Below are 18,131 nucleotides of genomic sequence, written 5' to 3'. Positions count from 1 at the left end.
TTTTGTAATATGTTCGTAATAAAACGCACATAGTTCAATTAATAAATATAAAGCAATTATAGCTAAATATCAAGTAAAAAGACACTTTTTTATGTAATTAGGCATTCAACAAAACCTTTATTAACGCCTTGTTAAACGGTTATTAACTTACTATTAAGTATTTATATGTTTTTTAATTATACCTTTATTGGATAGTATATTAATCGGACTATGGTCGCATTAAAATTTTAGTTAATACAATGTCAGACTTTCATGTGCTTACATAAATAAAAAAACTATTCAAAAATTCATGGGAATAAAAATAGAAAAAGCAGTAACCCAAAACCTAGGCTTATCTTTGGTGTTACTGCTTTACATTATATATACTCGTTATTTTAACATTTCTAATTGCATCCTATATTCAATGCCGTGAAATAACTGGTTCAACCAGTTTGTATATTTGATTAAATTCTTCTCCGCACTTTCCACATCTATAAATTGAAATTTCAATTTAGTTCCTTGATGCTTTTGCCCTAGCTTTGTTAAATGATAACTCGCAATCGTACCAACTTGTGGGTAGCTGCCTAAAGTATAATGATCATTTAATAAAATAATTGGTGTGCCGTCTCGTTTTACTTGTATGGTACCAATTTGTACCGATTGATGTTCTGGCATGTCTTCGTAAAATGCTTTTACAGGTTCTCCTTCTAAATACATGCCAACTCTGTTTGCTTTACTTGTAACTTTATACTCTCCAGAAGTAAATCTATTCAATACTTTAGGTTTAAAATCTTCTGTTCCTTTATTCTTTATTACATGAAAAACATCAGACATATAATTGAAAGATAACGCGTAACCATCGATACCCCAATCTGTTTGATGCGTTTCTTTTAAATTTTCAAATAATTTATGATGGCGCTTAGTGTAGTTTCGTTTCATGTTAACTTCGTCACCTTTTTGTAGTTTGCGACCGTGGAAACCACCAATGTTTGACTTGAAGTCCGTCGAAGTTGATCCTAACCACTCACTAAGTTCAAATCCTCCACCTACTGCCAAATAAACTCTAGATGTACGATTCGTTTCTGTAAACACGAGTACATCACCCTTTTCCATCAAATACAATTTATTGGGTAGCACTTTCATATGTTCTGTCTTAGCTTTGAAACTTCCCCCACTCAATGCAATAAGCGTCGGTTCAGTAAAACGAAAACTCGCCATTCTATTTGTCATTTCTAAAGTAGCTTCATTCTTATCATTAGCTACAAGTCTATTTGCTATTTCATGCGATAGAGGATCCAAAGCACCGCCAGGGATAACACCATCATGTTCATACCCTTTGCGACCAAAATCTTGAAAACTTGAAAACAGCCCTTCACCTTCTATTATGATTGACATGGTTGAAACCCTCCTAAATCCAGCGTTTCCTCTTGAATCGCACAAAATTTAACATTATCTCCTAATTTTAATTTCGTGAAATCTTCTAATTCCGGATTAAATAATCGAACAGGTGTATATCCTATGACTAGCCAATCACCATATGTATCTGTTGTAGTGATGCCTGTCTTTTTACCTTCAATAATTACAGAACCTGCAGGAATGAAAGTCTTTTTCCCACCTGTATGATTTACAAATAAACGCTTATTCATGCCAGTTAAATAAGGAAATCCTGGTGTATAGCCCATCATTGACACAAAATAAATTTGTTCCGTATGTAATTTCACGAATTTTTCAAAATCCATTTTATAATAAGTCAGTAAAGCGTCTAAATCAGGCCCATAGTTTCCACCATAAACTACTGGAATTTCAATAGGTTCAACCGTTTCTTCCTCATGCTTAATTTCCATTTGTACCGTTTGCATTAATGCTTTCATATATAAAAATGGAGATTGGATGTGATGATGCTTAATCATGTCCCTTGCATCATAACAAATCATCATGTCTGATTCTGTAGGTACAATTTCTGTTATAAAAGGATACTGTTTGTCCGCTAAATACTTTTTCAAAGCAAGCAGATCTTCAGTCAAATCTTTAGAGACTTCTTTTTCTATAGAAACCACTATTGCTTGGTCTCCTTGACTATATATCTTCATAGTTTCACCTCATAAATTGTTACTAACGATATAATACATCAAATGCTTGTATCAAATAATGTACCAGTTCTTTTACTAGGAAATAGACAAATATAAATTGAAATATGCAAGATACTGTAATGACGAAGCGTGTTAAATAAACACTTTGTCGTTTCAACAATTGATTTACGCCCCATTTGGTAAGCACAGAAATTATAATAATTGTTAATGCCCAAACCAATATCATCATTTTTCCTCACTCACTGTTTATAAATTTTGTCTTTACTATTTTGTTTATAAAATTTGATTATCTTAAATCGCGTATGCGCTATCAATGACGCCATGTTTATACTTTCTATATTCTATAGATAAATTTCTACCTCGGCAACCTCTCGCAAACTATTTATTAGAAAAATCTGTATTATATTACTATTTATTTTATCTTTTAATTCCTGTATATCATAATCTTTTTCTAATAACTCGCCTTTGTCTAATAATTCTTGACGCATACAACCACGCAAAAAATCTTCGTTATAAAATGGTGTATAGTAATGGCCATCTTCTTTGATCATTATATTCCCAATATCAAATTCTAATACTTTACCTTCTTCATTATATAATAGAACGATATCGGTTTGATGATTATGTTCTAAATGTGCCCTTTGTGTCGTTTTGTGAACTATGACTTGTTTATTCACATCAGCTATTAAGGGTAACAGCTTTGCTGTAAATGTTGTCTTTTTTGGTAGAGGCGCTGCAACATAATTCATTACTCCATCTTTATTCAACATAATTTTTATTCGATAAACACCTGTTGCATATTGCTCGCTAATTGATGTTATAAGCTCCGACCAAGTCGACTCATTAAACAAAAATCCTAATTGTTCAGAAGCGGTTTTCATTCTTTTCTTATGATAAGAAATTCTGGGGAACAAACCTGACTCTAACTTCATTGTTTCAAAAAGTTGCATTATAATCGCTCCAATATCTTTGTTTTGTCTATAAATTCTTGAACTTCCTGCTCAGGTTTAGAGTCAATCGTAATACCTGCACCGACTCCATAAATGGCTTGGTTATTTAAGTATTGTATTGTTCGAATCGGCACATTAAAGATTGATTTCCCATTTGGAAGTAATAAGCCAATTGCACCACAGTAAATATTTCGTGGCGTTTGTTCTAACGCTGTTATGTAATTCATCGTATTGAGTTTTGGGGCGCCTGTAATTGAACCACAAGGAAATAATGCACTTAGTACCTGATTTAAATCTGTATCTTTGCGTAAAGTGGCAGTAATCATTGATGTCATTTGGAATACTGTCCTGTATGGTTCTATATGGAACGGCTTATATACTTTAACAGTGCCAGTTTTTGCAATTCGACTCATGTCATTACGTAGTAAATCTACAATCATTACATTTTCCGCTCTATCTTTGCTTGAGTGTCTTAAAGTGTTTAGATTTTGCTTATCTTCTGTTTCATTACTACCTCTTGGCATCGTACCTTTCATAGGTTTACTTAACAATACATCTTCACCTGCTTTAAATGGCCCTCGTTGGAAAAATAATTCTGGTGATAATGAAGCAACTTGTAGCTCATCTGTTTCAATAAGAGCAGAATAAAAGCCGTGATTATCATTTAATAGATGATAATATAATGTGGCTATAGAATGATGAATCGAATCTACTAATCTCGTTGTATAATTTACTTGATACGTATTACCCTCCACAATAGCTGATTGTATCGTCCGAATATGTTTAATAAGTTCGGCTCGATTTAATTGAAATTGAAAATTACATTGTTGTTGATATAGCTTATCCTCAAGATCATTTTCAGTTTCTGATGTATTTTCAAAAACATATGCTGCCGCGTATACATATCCTTCGTCTGTCGGCACTGTTGCCATGTCTTTATTGAAGTAAGTTGCCGCTTCATAAGGTAAATATATGGCTACATAATAGCCATCATTTTGATAACTTTCTGCAAAGCACACGACATCACCAACTTCTTCTATTGAATATGCAATTTTCTTAGCAATGCATTGTGTGAATAAATAACGATGCGTCTCATGCGTTGTTTCATCAGTTATGTAACGATAATTAAAATGTATTTGCATGGTAGGCCTCCACTATATTTATAAATATTTGAATTTGTTTAAGACCATATTCACTTAATATGGATTCTGGGTGGTATTGTACTCCATAAATTGGTAATAATTTATGTTCCAAAGCCATTATAATATTTTCATGATTTGTTGCTGTCACAGTCAATGCTTCTGGAAAGGATGATTGCTCCGCCTTTAAAGAATGATAGCGCATCACATCGAATGATTCCGGCAATCCATCAAAGATACCTGAGCCACTATGTTTTATACGCGTTGTGTGGCCATGAATAGGCTTATCACTTTTCACTATATTTCCACCGAAATATGTCACAATTTGTTGAAACCCTAAACAAACACCTAATATAGGCACCTGTGTTGAAAATGTTTGAATTACTTCATTCAATACTGGGTAGTCCTCGGGAGAACCTGGCCCTGGTGAAATTACAATTGCATTAGGTTTATATAAATGAATTCGTTCATTGGTTACCATTTCTACATCAATAACCTCAACTTGTCCTCGATAACTTTGCTTAATATAATCTACGATGTTATAAGTGAACGAATCTTTATTATCTATAATTAGTATCATTACGTCGCCTCTTTTTAAATATCTTCGTTATTCTGTTATACTTATTATCACAAATATTAACTTGATTTTACAGTTTAAATGTATTATTCTAAATCACGTTATAAATGAATACAAAGAGGTTCCTAGCTGATACCCTCTATAAAAAACTAGACACATGATTTTCGTCTGTCTTTTTTATAGAGATGGACGTTTTTTTATGCCGTCATAGCATGAGTTATAACAGCTAGTTTGACAATATGAAGGAGTGCAAGCAATATGACGCAACAATCATTAGACAATAACAAGGCTATCGTAGTATTTAGTGGCGGACAAGATAGTACGACTTGTTTATTTTGGGCTAAGAAACATTTTGAAAGTGTAGAACTAGTTACATTTGCCTATGGCCAAAGACACGATACAGAAATCGAAGTAGCAAAACGCATTGCAGAAGAACAACATGTTAAGCACCACATCTTAGATATGTCTTTACTTTCACAACTAACACCTAATGCCCTTACGCAACACGACATGGAAATAGAAGTAGGAGAAGATGGTATCCCTAATACATTTGTTCCTGCAAGAAATTTACTTTTCTTATCTTTTGCTGGCGCCTTAGCATACCAGACAAACACTAAAAATATTATCACCGGTGTATGTGAGACGGATTTTCAGGTACCTGATTGCAGAGATAGTTTTATTAAATCAATGAATGTAACATTATCACTATCAATGGATAAAGATTTTGTAATTCATACGCCTTTAATGTGGTTAGATAAAAAAGCAACCTGGGCATTAAGTGATGAACTTGGAGCGCTAGACTACATTCGTTACAATACGCTTACTTGCTATAACGGTATCGTTGGTGAAGGCTGTGGAGAATGCCCTGCTTGCGAATTAAGAGCTCACGGTTTAAATACGTATTTAGCTGAAAAAGGAGAGAATTAATTATGTTCCAACAAAATTATCCTAGTGTACAACATCCATATACTTTCGAACTAAATAAAGACTTTAATTTTTCTGCGGCGCATTATATACCAAGTGAAGATGCAGGCAAATGCATGCGCACACATGGTCATACTTATTTTGTGAATTTAACGATCGTTGGCGATTCATTAGATCACAATGGTTTTTTAGTAAACTTTAGCGAGCTAAAGAAATTAGTTCACGGCCAATTCGATCACCATTTACTCAATGATTTACCACAATTCGAAGGAAAAAGTCCTTCTACTGAAATCGTAGCTCAAACTATATATGAAATGGTTCAAACATCTTTAAACCAACGCAATAACCAACCTAAATGTGTACAAGTCTATGTAAGAGAAACACCGACAAGCTATGTCGTATATAGACCAAAGGAGCAACGTAATCATGAGTAAAATACCTGTACTAGAAATTTTCGGTCCAACAATTCAAGGTGAAGGTCGCGTCATAGGCCGTAAAACCATGTTTGTACGAACTGCCGGTTGCGATTATCGTTGTAGTTGGTGTGATTCAAGCTTTACTTGGGACGGTAGCGCTAAAGAAGATATTCGCATGATGACTGCTGAAGAAATTTATGATGCTTTATACGAGATTGCCGGAGACTCTTTTAACCACGTCACAATATCTGGTGGTAACCCTGCCCTAATTAAAGGGATCCAACAATTAGTTGATTTATTTGATGAAAAACACATACAAAGCGCATTAGAAACTCAAGGTAGTAAGTTCCAACCGTGGATGACTCAAATAGACGACTTAACAATCAGTCCAAAACCACCAAGTTCGAAAATGAAACCAAACTTGCCTATATTAGATGAAGTCATTGAACAATGTGTGCCAAAATCACTAAATCTGAAAGTTGTTATTTTCGATGATGAAGATTATGAATTTGCGAAAAAGATCCATCACAGATACCCTGATATTCCTTTTTACTTACAAGTAGGTAACCCTTATTTAGATGGTGAATACGTAGAATCACACACTAAAAAGTTATTAACGTTGTATGAAACGTTAGTAGACCGCGTAATGGTCAGTAGTGATATGAACAATGTATATGTTCTACCCCAATTACACACATTACTTTGGAGTAACAAAAAAGGTGTTTAAATTGTGTAATCTATGCGATCCGTTGTATAATGCTCTTTGTCTATATAACGAATCGCTTTTTAGTGATGCAAAAATATATAGTTGGTCATCACTGTAAAATTATTTTTATTATGCATTTAACATCATTTTTAATCTCATTTTAATGATGATGCTTTGAAGAAATTATGTAATTAAATGATTAAGTTTCACTTAATTGCTATAATATTGCAGTGAAGTATCTAAGTTAGGAGAGCATCATGCTAATTAATATAATTATAAATATAGCTACGGTATTAATTGTGCTCGGCATTGATTTATATCGTCAGAATTTCAAACAACTAAAGTTTAGCTCTATACTGCTTGCAATAACACTCAACGGTATTATTAATTTATTTCTAGTCGGTGAATATGATTACATCGCCTTTTATACAATTACACAATTACTTATTTGGACTTTATTACAACTTTATTTAAATCGTAAGCTAACTGCTTATAAAATTACAGATCAAAAATTCATTGCAATTATTTTGACAATTATCATGAGTACATCATTAATTCTTACATATAGCACTAGTCATGACTCGTATTATATGTCTATTCCATACTTAGCCCCTGCTATTTTCTTAATTGGCGCAATCTTATTGTTCTATAGTACTTTTCAGCCAAAGGAAAAAGAGCAACTTAAGCTTTTACAACGTATCAAGCATCCAATTTTAATAGGTCAAATATGTATGATTGGTGCTTTAACGATAATGATGCTATTAACGCCTTATTGGTATGCCTTTATTATAGTTCATTTACTATTTATATTTTTCTTATTATGGCAGAATATATTTTTTTCACATAAATGATTAACATATTATATTTTGTGGTATAAATAAACAGTTAAATGATTTCTTAAAGGAGGTTAAATTATGTTTGGCTTTATACTTATGTTAATTGTCGGTGGCTTAATCGGCTGGATAGCTGGTGGCATCGTTGGTAAAGATATCCCGGGTGGGATTTTAGGTAACATTATTGCTGGTGTCGTAGGTGCAGCAGTAGGTTCATGGATTTTTGGTGACTGGGGTTGGCACTTAGGTGGCATCGCAATCTTCCCAGCATTACTTGGTACAATTATTTTAGTTGCAGTCGTTTCATTTATTTTCGGTAAATTACGTAAAAAATAATCAACCATAATGAAACGCAATGATTTACTAAAATTAATATGGGGTGGCTCACAGAAGTCTAATTGAGATTTTGTGAGTACCAAGACTAAAGCGTCCGGGACATAACGATTGTCTCGGACGCTTACTTATTACGTTGTATTTTACAAATTCGTTATTTTTATTTTAATCAAGGACTAATTAAAACTCATCTGCTTTTAATTAGTTCTTTTTTCTTTTTATCTTGTGTTTTCGAAGACTTTCTACGTTCACTACTTCCTACATCGTCATTGATATCTTGGGTGATATTATGATGATTTGTTTCATCAGCACATTTGAAATTAGAAGCCTGTACAATATATTTTGGACGTTGCTTCACTTCATAATAAATACGTCCGATATATTCACCGACAATCCCTATCGAAATGAGTTGTATACCGCCAAGTAATAATATAGCAGCAATTGTAGAGAAATAACCAGGTGTTTCAACGCCTCTAATCATAATACCTACCGATATATAACCGATATATAATAAACTAATAAAGAATACAATTAGACCGAGATAAATCATCGCACGTAAAGGTTTGTTATTAAATGAAATTAGACCATCAATGCCATAGTTTAATAATTTACTAAATGACCATTTAGATTCTCCATCCTCACGCTCAACATTTTCATAACTAAAGACTTTAGTATTGTAACCTATCCATTCATACAATCCTTTGGAAAATCTATTATATTCATCTAATTGAGTCAACGATTTTACGGCACGTTGGCTTAGCAATCTAAAATCTCCGACGCCATCTTCTAATTTAATATCTTCTACAAAATGATTTATTAATTTATAATAAATTTTTGTCATCATTTTCCTAGATTGATTTTCACCCGTTCTGTCTCTTTTGGCTATAACTTGGTCATAACCATCCATATACCCTTCTATCATTTGTGGTATTAATTCAGGTGGATGTTGCAAATCTGCATCAATCATAATGACGCCATCACAATTTTCACTATGCTGATATCCAGCAATCATTGCTGATTCTTTACCAAAATTGCGGCTAAAGGATATAAATTTTACATGTTTATCTTTCGTGGCCATCTCTTGAATATAATTAATGGTCTTATCTTTACTTCCGTCATCTACAAATAATAAATCATAGTCATAATGATGATCCTGACTATCTTTCGATAATATTTCAGTCAATCGTTCATACGTTTTTACTATTACTTCTCCTTCATTATAACAAGGTACTATAACTCTTATTTGCATATATAAACACCTTCATTTCAATTACTTCATTTTTACTTTATCAATTTCCACCATCATTATGCTATATAAATCATTTGGATTTACATAATCTTTATATAGCCTTAATACTAAATATTAAAACTTAACTTTTAAGCGAAGTTTTTTTAAAAACGAATTAATTTTAAGATGATTTTAAAAAAACACATAATCATTTATTCATTGAATTTTTAATAAAAATGCTAATATTGACTGAAACATAAACTTATAAAAGTTATAAATTGTTACTTTAAGTCTATCAATTATTTCCATTATTTGAAAATAAAAACCATCAACACAATAAAGAAGAGACTATCTATTCAAAAATCAATTGAATACATAGTCTCGTTCAAAGTTATTTTAATGTCCCTATACGAACCTTATCAGGATCATTGCCTTGGCGCTCATCTTTATTTAAGCTATCAATTTCAGCAATATCAGTGAGTTCTAAACTAAAATCAAAGATATCATAATTTTCTTTAATACGTTCAGGCGTCTTAGATTTTGGAATCACTAATCTATTATGCGCTAGATGCCAACGTAGTACAATTTGAGCTGGTGTTTTATTATAACGTTCAGCTAATTTTGTAATAACATCATATTCAAGCAAACCTCTATTTCTCATTAATGGCATCCAAGCAGTAACTGCAATATCATGGCTATCACAATATTCTTGTAATGCTTGTTGATTGAAGTTAGGGTGCACTTCTATCTGGTTCACAGCAGGTACAACTTCAGTTGCTTCCATAAGCTTTTCTAAATGATGTTGATTAAAGTTACATACGCCAATGGCACGGATACGTCCCTCTTCATATAATTTCTCCATTGCTTTATAACTCTCAATAAATAATCCATCCGCTTCACATGGCCAATGTATTAAGAATAGATCTAAGTAATCAGTACCAAGGTTTTCAATAGATTTGGTAAAGAATTCAATTGTTCGATCATAACCTTGATAGTCATTCCATAATTTAGATGTAATAAATAGATCTTCTCTAGGTACGTCTGATTTTTTCAATGCATTGCCTAATGCAATTTCATTTTTATAAAAATAAGCTGTATCAAATGCGCGGTATCCTGCTTCTAACGCTGCTGTTACAGCTGGTTCCATCTCTTCCTCTGTAATTTTATAAACACCTAAACCAATTTTAGGCATTGGGTAACCATTATTTAAATAATATACGTCTTCTATCATTGTTAATCCCCTTTCCGATTACTTTATTTATATAAGTAATATCCTTATTTTAATACGCATAGATATAAAAATATACTATCTCACACTTTTATCTTTAATCGAGCTCAACGTGTTAACCATTTGAACGTGCTTCCTTGCTGAATTTTTAGTTCTTCTATTAAGAAAAGTCTATTGCAATACGAAATTTCAAAATTAACTAAAATGCCTTCAACGAATCTTTCTTTAGTCGTATTTTCAATACAAAAAATAGGAGAGAAATCATTTTATCAAAAATTGATTTCTCTCCCGCTTCTACATTAATAGATATATTTTAATTATTTTCTTCTTCTTCGGCTTCTTCTTCTAGTGTTGGTCTATTTTTATGATATTCCAATTCTAAAATAACAGTAATGATTTGATGGTTATCAATTTCAGAAATAACCCATCTATCATATTCAGTATCAACATAATCATTCTGTTGTAAATTCGTATTGTGTGCTTGTAACCAACCACCAATCGTATCAATATCCTCTGAATCTTCAAACTCAATATCTAATTGATCTTGTAAGTCATCTAATAATACACGACCATTAATTTGATATCTACTGTCTGTTATTTTCACAATATCGTTGACTTCATCATCATCAAATTCATCGCGAATTTCTCCAACAATTTCTTCTAAAATATCTTCCATTGTTAAGATACCAGCTGTACCACCATATTCATCTATGATAAGAGAAATATGAACATGTTCTCTTTGCATACGTACTAATGCGTCACTAATGCGTGTTGTTTCTGAAATCATAGGTAAATCATGAACATAATTACTTACTTTCATTTGTTTACCTGAAGCGTATTCAGTTAAAAACTCTTTCACATTAATAAATCCTTTTACATGGTCTTTATCACCATCAGCCGTAATAGGATAACGAGTAAATTGATGTTTTTTGATTGTATCTAACAATTCATCCACGTTAAATGGTTCATTCATCGTTATCATTTGCGTACGTGGTACCATAATATCTTTAGCTTGTCTTTCATCAAATGAAAAGATATTTTGCATATAAGCTAATTCGGTCTGATTAATTTCTCCACCATTATAGCTATTGTTGATTATTATTTTTATTTCTTCTTCTGACATTGCATCATTATTAGCATCGGGATCAACACCAAACATACGAATAATCATTCTCGCTGAACCATTCATTAACCAAATTAATGGTTTCATAACAACCCCAAAATAGAATAATGGTCTTGAATAGAACAATGCTAATTTTTCAGTATGTTGTATTGCTAACGTTTTAGGTGCTAATTCACCTAGTACTACATGTAAATAAGTCACAATAATAAATGAAACAATAAATGATATTGTTGTCGTTAACGGGTCTGGCAAGTGGATCGCTTCGAATAACGGGTGTAATAATTTATTAAAAGTTGGTTCACCTAACCAACCTAATCCTAAAGATGTTACAGTGATACCGAGCTGACATGCAGATAAATAATAATCTAGATTTTTAATCATTTTTTTAACTACACGTGCACTACCATTACCTTCTGATGCAAGTTGATCAATTCTAGAACTGCGGACTTTCACCAAAGCGAATTCCGAGCCTACGAATACCGTTGTTAATGCTATTAAAAGAAAAAATATTACTAAATTCATTATGGTCACAGTTTCCAATTAGTTCCCTATTTCTAGGGATTCACCTCCAAAATATCGTGTCACAATAGATGACCGAATATAAGTATTTATATTATTATTAATTACTTTTTGACATACTACATCCTTCCCATTGTGACACCTCCCTAAAAATACGCATTTCTTTTATCTTATCACAAAATGAACATTTCTTGTAATTTTTACAATCAATAATTTTGTTAATCCAATACATTATTGAAACGTAAATCGGTGTTAAAGTCAATTTTAAAAATATTTTAAAGCTCAATAATTATGAGTTGAAGTTGTGAACTTTACCTGATTTAATAGTTGTTAAAACTTGAATATCATCATCGACGACTACAATATCTGCATCTTTGCCTATGGCTATACTTCCTTTGTCATCTTCAATCTTCAATGCAATGGCTTGGTTTAAACTTGTAACACGCCACAAGTCATCTAATGACGCTCCTGTATATGCTATTAGGTTCTTTAATCCTTCATTCATTTTCAAGATACTACCTGCAAGAGCACCAGATGCCAGTCTCGCTTCTGAACCTTTAACTACCACATTCTGTCCACCTAAATCATATTCACCATCTGGCATACCTTTTGCTCTCATAGCATCAGTAATCAAAAAGAAACGTTTATTCCCTTTTTGTTTATAGGCTATTTTTACAGATGCAGGGTGTGAATGAATGCCATCAACGATTGATTCTGTGCTAAGCTCATCGTTAAGCCAAGCAGCACCAGATAAACCTGGGTTTCTGTGTTCGAATGGTGTACCGGCATTATAAAGGTGTGTCACATGCTTCGCCCCTTGTGCTACCGCTTCGTTAACTTCATCAAATGTTGCCACTGTATGACCAATAGAAAAATTAATTTGATCATGTAATGTTGATAAGGTTTCATCTGCACCTTCTACTTCTGGTGCAAAAGTCATTACTTTTATTTGATTGTTAGCAATTTCTTGAAATTGTTGTACCTTTTCAACTGAAGGACGTTGAACGTACGCTGGATTTTGAGCACCTACTTTATACTCAGATATAAACGGTCCTTCTAGATGTATCCCAACAATACTAGCTGCATTTAATGAATCTTGTTGTTCTTGATAGTCCGCAATATTCTTTAAAGCTTTGATAATATTCTCATCAGACTGCGTCATTGTTGTAGCTAAGAAACTCGTTGTACCTTCTGATAATAATGATTCTGACAAATGTTTTAAACCTTCAAATGAAGCGTCCATAGCGTCTTCGCCATAGCCACCATGCATATGTATATCAATAAAACCGGGTAACACATGTTGCCCTTTTACATCGATGGTTGTTAAGTCTCCTTGATATTCACCTTCAGCAATTTGTATAATTTTGCCATTTTCAATCAAAATGTAACCTTGTTCTATCGTTTCATTTTCAGTATAAATGCGTCCATTTGCAATAACATATTTAGTCATTTTTCTACCTTCTTTACGCTAATTTAATCTCTTTAATTTCTTTGCAACTTTATTAATATTTTACCAAATTCAATCACTTAATTATATTCAAAACTTTTTACTTCTAGTCATATAATATAAAAAAGCCAGAAAATGAACTCAATTAGATGAGCTTTTCTGGCTTTTCTTATTTACTATCAAGCATCTATTTTAATCATTCATAGCTTCAGAAGTATGAATTTCGTCTTGTGTTAACTTAGGTTTTAATAAACCATAGATAATCGCTGCAATTAATGAACCGATAATAATTGCAATTAATGATTGAAGTACGTGACCAAAGTCTGTACCTAGTATAACAATAATACCACCATGTGGTGCTTGAATTGCCGAACCAAGTCCTAACGCAATAGCACCAGCCACACCAGATCCAACCATCATTGAAGGTATAACTCGAATTGGGTCAGCAGCTGCAAATGGAATAGCACCTTCCGTTATAAATGATAAGCCCATGATATAGTTCGGTAGTACAGAACCTTTTTGTTCTTTTGTAAATTTCTTACGGAATATAAGCATTGCAGTCGCAATAGCAATTGGAGGTACCATACCACCAATCATTGCTGCCGTAATCGGAGCAGCATTACCACTTGTCAACGCTGCTACAGAGAATACATAAGCAGCCTTATTAAACGGACCACCCATGTCAATGGCCATCATTGCACCAACAACTAAACCAAGTAACATTATGTTTGTACCCGATAAACTTTCTAATCCGTTCAACAGTGTATTGTTTAGCCATGATGCAGGTGGATTAATGACATAAATCATTAATAACCCTGTGACCGTAACTGAAAGTACTGGGTAAATAAGTGTTGGTTTTAAACCTTCTAACGCTTGAGGCATACCTGAACATAATTTTTTAATAGCTAATGTTAAGTAACCTGCTAAGAAACCTGCAAGAATACCACCAATAAATCCTGAATCACCTGTGCTAGCTAGAACACCACCGACAAGACCTGCTGCAAAGCCTGGTTTATCTGCAATACTGCGCGCAATGTAACCAGCAAGTATTGGAATAATTAACATGAATGCACTCTTATTACCTATATTCCATAATTGTTCAGCAAAAGCATTATATTCTGAACTTTTTGGATCAAAAGAGTTAGCGCCAAATAAGAACGCAATTGCCATCAAAATACCACCAGCAATAACAAGCGGCAACATATTAGATACACCGTTCATTAAATGCTTGTATATCGTTTTACCGACACCTTGTTTTTCATTGCTTGTTGATTGACCACTCGCCGTATTACCACTACGGGCTACAAATGGTTTACGAGATGTATCTTGTGCCAAGTTAATTAATTCTTCTGGTCGTTTTATACCATCTGCAACCGGTACTTCAACAACATTCTTACCGTCAAAACGATCTGTCTCAACATGTACATCAGCGGCTACAATAATACCTGATGCACGTTGAATATCTTCGTCTGTAAGATGATTTTTTATACCGCCTGATCCATTTGTTTCAACTTTAATTTTAACATTCATTTTCTCAGCTTGTTTTTTCAAAGCGTCACGTGCCATATAAGTATGAGCAATACCTGTTGGACATGCTGTTACTGCTAAAACGTATGGTTCATTTGAATTTTCATTATCTGTGGCAACACCTTGAGCCGCTTCTTCAGATGCTTCTTCTTCAGTTGCTTCATCATCTGCCTGATCTATAATTTGTAATACTTCTTCAGGTGAATTGGCATGAAGTAATGATTCACGAACTTTTTCGTCCATCAGAATACCAGACAATTTAGCTAATGCATCTAAGTGCGTTTGTGCTCCGCCTTCAGGTGCAGCAATCATAAAGAATAAATGTGCTGGTTGCATATCTAAACTCTGATAATCTACACCTGCTTTTGATTTCCCAAAAGCAATTGCTGGAGTTGTAACTGCTGAAACCTTAGCATGAGGTATAGCTATGCCTTCACCAATACCTGTTGTACTTTGAGATTCACGGTTATGGATTGCTTCTTTAAAAGATGTCACATCATTTAGTTTTCCAGCTTTATCTAATTGATTAACTAGTTCGTCAATGACACCATTCTTTTCTGTTGAAGAAAGATCCATTGCAATTGTATCTTTTGTTAATAATTCGGTAATTCTCATATTATTCACTCCCGTCTAGTGTCGTAATCACAACTTGTGTTCTAATGTCTTCAATTGCAGTTTTAGTAGCTAAATCATCATTAAATGCTGTAGCAGTACCTGCTGACACAGCTTGTTTGAAGGCTTCTTCAATCGACAGACCCGCTTCTAAACCTGCAACCATGCCTGCCACTGTACTATCTCCAGAGCCAACAGTATTTACAACATGACCGTTTGGTACACTTGCTTTATAACTGTAATGTTCATCGACATATACGGCTCCTTCTCCTCCCAATGAGATAATTACAGATTTAGCACCTTTTGCTAAAATTTCACGTGCAAATTGAATTACTTTTTGATCAGAATCAATTGTAGTATTAAACATAACTTCTAATTCATCTTTATTAGGTTTAATAAATAACGGATTATATTTTAATACAGATTCAACTAAATCCTTTTCAGCATCTACTACTAGTTGTGCGCCTGTTTCTTTCGTAATTTTAGCTATTTGTTCATATGCATCATTAGGCACACTTTTAGGAATACTACCAGCAACAATCACTGTGTCCTCCTCAGTTGTATCTTTAATTTGCGCTAATAACGTTTCAAACTGCACATTCGAAATTTGTGGACCAGGCGCATTAATCTCAGTTTCTTCACCCGTTTTTAATTTAACGTTAATTCTAGTATCCTCATCTACTTGAACAAAATCAGTGCCAATATTTGCTTTTTTTAAGGTATCTGCAATAAATTGTCCTGGAAAGCCTCCTGCAAAACCAAGTGCAGTAGATTGTACTCCTAACGTCTTTAATACTCTGGAAACATTAATACCTTTGCCACCAGCAAATTTATATGTTTCTGTAGCACGATTTAACCCATTAAGTTCAAAGTCATTCGCAAACATAATGTAGTCAATAGAAGGATTAAATGTAACTGTATAAATCATAATGTTCCTCCAATAAAGTTATATTTTTCAGCAAATAATCTAAAATATTTATTTGTCATTGCCTTCTTAGAAGTAATAAGTGATACATTAGCTTCTAACGGGACATGAGCAAAATAAACTTTTTCATATTTAGCATGGTCGATTAATACATAAACTTGTGTTCCTAATTCCATGGCATGATGTTTAATGATTGCTTCTTGTTCATCAGGTGTTGTTAAACCATATTTTAAATCAATACCATTCATTCCCAAAAATACTTTGTCAAAGCGATAACGCTTCAATGTTTCTAATGCGCTCGCACCGACTGTCGCAAATGTAGTGGATTTAACTTCCCCACCAATTATCAAAGTTCTAATCCCATATTTAAGAAGTTCTTCAACATGCGTTAGACCATTTGTCACTACGATTATGTCATTTGCTTTAATAAAAGGAATCATTTCGAGTGTAGTAGATCCTGCGTCCAAAAATACACAGTCGCAGTCTTCAATTTGACTCGCAGCGATTCTGCCAATTTCTTGTTTTTCTTTTAAATTAGTACCTCGTTTATCTGCTAAATTTGGCTCTAATACTGATGATTGATTGAGTGTCGCGCCTCCATGCAATCTTTTTAATTTCCCAAAATTTTGTAGCTTTGATAAGTCACGGCGAATTGTCGAGGCACTACAGCCAGTCCGATCGATTAATTCTTGTAATGTTAAAAAATCTTTTTTTGACAATTCAGTCAAAATTAACTCGTGGCGCTTTTCCGTTATCATACCTTCACCTCAGCTCATTGTCATTATAATGTTTCCGCTTTCTTATTTCAATCATTTTTTATCAAAATCAGTCAAAAACAGTCAATTATTGATTGGAATTTTCATGTTTATGCCTTATTTTGTGTTTAATAAAAGAGCATCTTGGACCTAAATCCCTTTAAAAATATTTATAAAAATAGGATTGGGACACAAATCCCAAAAAATAGCACTCCGATGGTTTAATTCATCGGAGTGCTATTTTTTTATTCATTACTTCATACTAATATGTGCTTTTACATGTATATTAAGTCTAATCAGTCACAATGGGGTACTATCCTGTTAAATTATCTCTTGTATGACATGCATTACTTGTGCTTGCGTTACTGCGATTAAATCTTTTACATTTATATTAATTTGAACGCCTCGGTCTCCACCACTTATATATATTGAATCTAATGATTCAGCATTTTGATCAATCACTGTTGGAAACTGACGCTTCATTCCTATTGGAGAACAACCGCCTCTAATATAGCCAGTAACTTTTTTCAAATGATCAAGCGGCATTAAATTCAACTTTTTTTCTGCCACTGAGTGGGCTGCTGCTTTCATATCTAATGTTTTATTTACTGGTATAATAAATACGAAGTGTTCATGCTCAGCGTTTTCTAATACAAGTGTTTTATATACATGATTTGGGTCAACACCTACTTTTTTTGCTACATGTTCTCCATCCATATGTTGTGTACTAATATCATATGTATTCACGCTATAGGCTATAGCCTGTCTGTCCAATATTCGCATCGCGTTTGTTTTCTTTTGTTTCATTTCATCACCTCAT

19 protein-coding genes are annotated in these 18,131 nt (G+C 33.3%); 5 read left to right on the top strand and 14 right to left on the bottom strand.

All coding sequences use genetic code 11. The annotated features are described in order from the left end of the window. Positions 1-369: 369 nt before the first annotated feature. From BTM19_RS07770 to BTM19_RS07745, 6 genes are all read right to left on the bottom strand, one after another. Positions 370-1,374, bottom strand: a complete 1,005-nt coding sequence (locus BTM19_RS07770; RefSeq protein WP_029377707.1) for a 5-oxoprolinase subunit C family protein — start codon at positions 1,372-1,374, stop codon at positions 370-372. Next, a complete protein-coding gene (pxpB, locus tag BTM19_RS07765; RefSeq protein ID WP_038678121.1) occupies positions 1,362-2,069 on the bottom strand; it encodes a 5-oxoprolinase subunit PxpB in 708 nt (235 codons plus the stop codon). Before pxpB ends, BTM19_RS07770 begins: the two co-directional genes overlap by 13 nt. Before the next feature lie 22 nt (positions 2,070-2,091). Beyond that, on the bottom strand, positions 2,092-2,295 hold the full coding sequence (locus tag BTM19_RS07760) for a hypothetical protein (protein WP_231495837.1): 204 nt from the start codon (positions 2,293-2,295) through the stop codon (positions 2,092-2,094). 115 nt (positions 2,296-2,410) lie between these two features. After that, positions 2,411-3,019 (bottom strand): aminotransferase class IV, encoded by a 609-nt coding sequence (locus BTM19_RS07755; protein ID WP_038678119.1) that lies wholly within the window; start codon positions 3,017-3,019, stop codon positions 2,411-2,413. After that, positions 3,019-4,161: an aminodeoxychorismate synthase component I gene (gene pabB, locus BTM19_RS07750; protein ID WP_029377710.1), complete on the bottom strand. Its 1,143-nt coding sequence runs from the start codon at positions 4,159-4,161 to the stop codon at positions 3,019-3,021. The genes BTM19_RS07755 and pabB overlap by 1 nt, the downstream gene beginning before the upstream one ends. Beyond that, positions 4,145-4,738: an anthranilate synthase component II gene (locus BTM19_RS07745; RefSeq protein WP_038678117.1), complete on the bottom strand. Its 594-nt coding sequence runs from the start codon at positions 4,736-4,738 to the stop codon at positions 4,145-4,147. The genes pabB and BTM19_RS07745 overlap by 17 nt, the downstream gene beginning before the upstream one ends. Positions 4,739-4,993: 255 nt before the next feature. On the opposite strand from BTM19_RS07745, the gene queC reads away from it, so the two are divergent. The 5 genes from queC (at position 4,994) to BTM19_RS07720 (ending at position 7,950) form a co-directional block, all read left to right on the top strand. Then, a complete protein-coding gene (gene queC / locus BTM19_RS07740) occupies positions 4,994-5,662 on the top strand; it encodes a 7-cyano-7-deazaguanine synthase QueC (protein WP_099265802.1) in 669 nt (222 codons plus the stop codon). Between the two features lie 2 nt (positions 5,663-5,664). Further along, positions 5,665-6,093: a 6-carboxytetrahydropterin synthase QueD gene (gene queD, locus BTM19_RS07735; RefSeq protein ID WP_029377713.1), complete on the top strand. Its 429-nt coding sequence runs from the start codon at positions 5,665-5,667 to the stop codon at positions 6,091-6,093. Continuing rightward, a complete protein-coding gene (gene queE / locus BTM19_RS07730) occupies positions 6,086-6,802 on the top strand; it encodes a 7-carboxy-7-deazaguanine synthase QueE (RefSeq protein WP_029377714.1) in 717 nt (238 codons plus the stop codon). Before queD ends, queE begins: the two co-directional genes overlap by 8 nt. 236 nt (positions 6,803-7,038) lie before the next feature. Next, positions 7,039-7,632, top strand: a complete 594-nt coding sequence (locus BTM19_RS07725; protein ID WP_029377715.1) for a hypothetical protein — start codon at positions 7,039-7,041, stop codon at positions 7,630-7,632. A gap of 63 nt (positions 7,633-7,695) precedes the next feature. After that, the gene (locus tag BTM19_RS07720) at positions 7,696-7,950 is read left to right on the top strand and encodes a GlsB/YeaQ/YmgE family stress response membrane protein (protein WP_029377716.1); all 255 of its coding nucleotides are present in this window, start codon (positions 7,696-7,698) and stop codon (positions 7,948-7,950) included. A gap of 184 nt (positions 7,951-8,134) precedes the next feature. On the opposite strand, the gene BTM19_RS07715 is transcribed toward BTM19_RS07720, so the two are convergent. The 8 genes from BTM19_RS07715 to ybaK all read right to left on the bottom strand — a co-directional run bounded on the left by BTM19_RS07715 (position 8,135) and on the right by ybaK (position 18,118). After that, positions 8,135-9,196: a glycosyltransferase family 2 protein gene (locus tag BTM19_RS07715; RefSeq protein ID WP_029377717.1), complete on the bottom strand. Its 1,062-nt coding sequence runs from the start codon at positions 9,194-9,196 to the stop codon at positions 8,135-8,137. 370 nt (positions 9,197-9,566) lie between these two features. Then, entirely contained in the window at positions 9,567-10,406 is an 840-nt protein-coding gene (locus BTM19_RS07710) for an aldo/keto reductase (protein ID WP_029377718.1), read from the bottom strand. A gap of 310 nt (positions 10,407-10,716) precedes the next feature. Next, a complete protein-coding gene (locus BTM19_RS07705) occupies positions 10,717-12,066 on the bottom strand; it encodes a hemolysin family protein (RefSeq protein WP_029377719.1) in 1,350 nt (449 codons plus the stop codon). A 268-nt stretch (positions 12,067-12,334) separates the two neighbouring features. Further along, positions 12,335-13,495, bottom strand: a complete 1,161-nt coding sequence (gene nagA, locus BTM19_RS07700) for an N-acetylglucosamine-6-phosphate deacetylase (RefSeq protein WP_029377720.1) — start codon at positions 13,493-13,495, stop codon at positions 12,335-12,337. 189 nt (positions 13,496-13,684) lie between these two features. After that, entirely contained in the window at positions 13,685-15,634 is a 1,950-nt protein-coding gene (locus tag BTM19_RS07695) for a PTS fructose transporter subunit IIABC (RefSeq protein WP_029377721.1), read from the bottom strand. A gap of 1 nt (position 15,635) precedes the next feature. Beyond that, positions 15,636-16,559: a 1-phosphofructokinase gene (gene pfkB / locus BTM19_RS07690; protein ID WP_029377722.1), complete on the bottom strand. Its 924-nt coding sequence runs from the start codon at positions 16,557-16,559 to the stop codon at positions 15,636-15,638. Beyond that, entirely contained in the window at positions 16,556-17,314 is a 759-nt protein-coding gene (locus BTM19_RS07685; protein ID WP_029377723.1) for a DeoR/GlpR family DNA-binding transcription regulator, read from the bottom strand. The genes pfkB and BTM19_RS07685 overlap by 4 nt, the downstream gene beginning before the upstream one ends. 318 nt (positions 17,315-17,632) lie before the next feature. Next, the gene (gene ybaK / locus BTM19_RS07680; RefSeq protein ID WP_029377724.1) at positions 17,633-18,118 is read right to left on the bottom strand and encodes a Cys-tRNA(Pro) deacylase; all 486 of its coding nucleotides are present in this window, start codon (positions 18,116-18,118) and stop codon (positions 17,633-17,635) included. Positions 18,119-18,131: the final 13 nt, after the last annotated feature.

The sequence above is a fragment of the Staphylococcus xylosus genome (genome assembly GCF_002732165.1).
GTDB lineage: Bacteria > Bacillota > Bacilli > Staphylococcales > Staphylococcaceae > Staphylococcus > Staphylococcus xylosus.
Note: the sequence above shows the minus strand (reverse complement) of the source record. Positions and strands in the feature narration are given on the sequence as shown.

Excerpts from the sequence above, each read along its gene's own strand:
- pfkB (WP_029377722.1), bottom strand. The coding sequence starts at position 16,559 with ATGATTTATACAGTTACATTTAATCCTTCTATTGACTACATTATGTTT.
- ybaK (WP_029377724.1), bottom strand. The coding sequence starts at position 18,118 with ATGAAACAAAAGAAAACAAACGCGATGCGAATATTGGACAGACAGGCT.
- nagA (WP_029377720.1), bottom strand. The coding sequence starts at position 13,495 with ATGACTAAATATGTTATTGCAAATGGACGCATTTATACTGAAAATGAA.
- pxpB (WP_038678121.1), bottom strand. The coding sequence starts at position 2,069 with ATGAAGATATATAGTCAAGGAGACCAAGCAATAGTGGTTTCTATAGAA.
- BTM19_RS07760 (WP_231495837.1), bottom strand. The coding sequence starts at position 2,295 with ATGATATTGGTTTGGGCATTAACAATTATTATAATTTCTGTGCTTACC.
- BTM19_RS07725 (WP_029377715.1), top strand. The coding sequence starts at position 7,039 with ATGCTAATTAATATAATTATAAATATAGCTACGGTATTAATTGTGCTC.
- BTM19_RS07695 (WP_029377721.1), bottom strand. The coding sequence starts at position 15,634 with ATGAGAATTACCGAATTATTAACAAAAGATACAATTGCAATGGATCTT.
- BTM19_RS07770 (WP_029377707.1), bottom strand. The coding sequence starts at position 1,374 with ATGTCAATCATAATAGAAGGTGAAGGGCTGTTTTCAAGTTTTCAAGAT.
- BTM19_RS07755 (WP_038678119.1), bottom strand. The coding sequence starts at position 3,019 with ATGCAACTTTTTGAAACAATGAAGTTAGAGTCAGGTTTGTTCCCCAGA.
- queD (WP_029377713.1), top strand. The coding sequence starts at position 5,665 with ATGTTCCAACAAAATTATCCTAGTGTACAACATCCATATACTTTCGAA.
- BTM19_RS07715 (WP_029377717.1), bottom strand. The coding sequence starts at position 9,196 with ATGCAAATAAGAGTTATAGTACCTTGTTATAATGAAGGAGAAGTAATA.
- pabB (WP_029377710.1), bottom strand. The coding sequence starts at position 4,161 with ATGCAAATACATTTTAATTATCGTTACATAACTGATGAAACAACGCAT.
- BTM19_RS07745 (WP_038678117.1), bottom strand. The coding sequence starts at position 4,738 with ATGATACTAATTATAGATAATAAAGATTCGTTCACTTATAACATCGTA.
- BTM19_RS07685 (WP_029377723.1), bottom strand. The coding sequence starts at position 17,314 with ATGATAACGGAAAAGCGCCACGAGTTAATTTTGACTGAATTGTCAAAA.
- queE (WP_029377714.1), top strand. The coding sequence starts at position 6,086 with ATGAGTAAAATACCTGTACTAGAAATTTTCGGTCCAACAATTCAAGGT.
- BTM19_RS07720 (WP_029377716.1), top strand. The coding sequence starts at position 7,696 with ATGTTTGGCTTTATACTTATGTTAATTGTCGGTGGCTTAATCGGCTGG.
- BTM19_RS07710 (WP_029377718.1), bottom strand. The coding sequence starts at position 10,406 with ATGATAGAAGACGTATATTATTTAAATAATGGTTACCCAATGCCTAAA.
- queC (WP_099265802.1), top strand. The coding sequence starts at position 4,994 with ATGACGCAACAATCATTAGACAATAACAAGGCTATCGTAGTATTTAGT.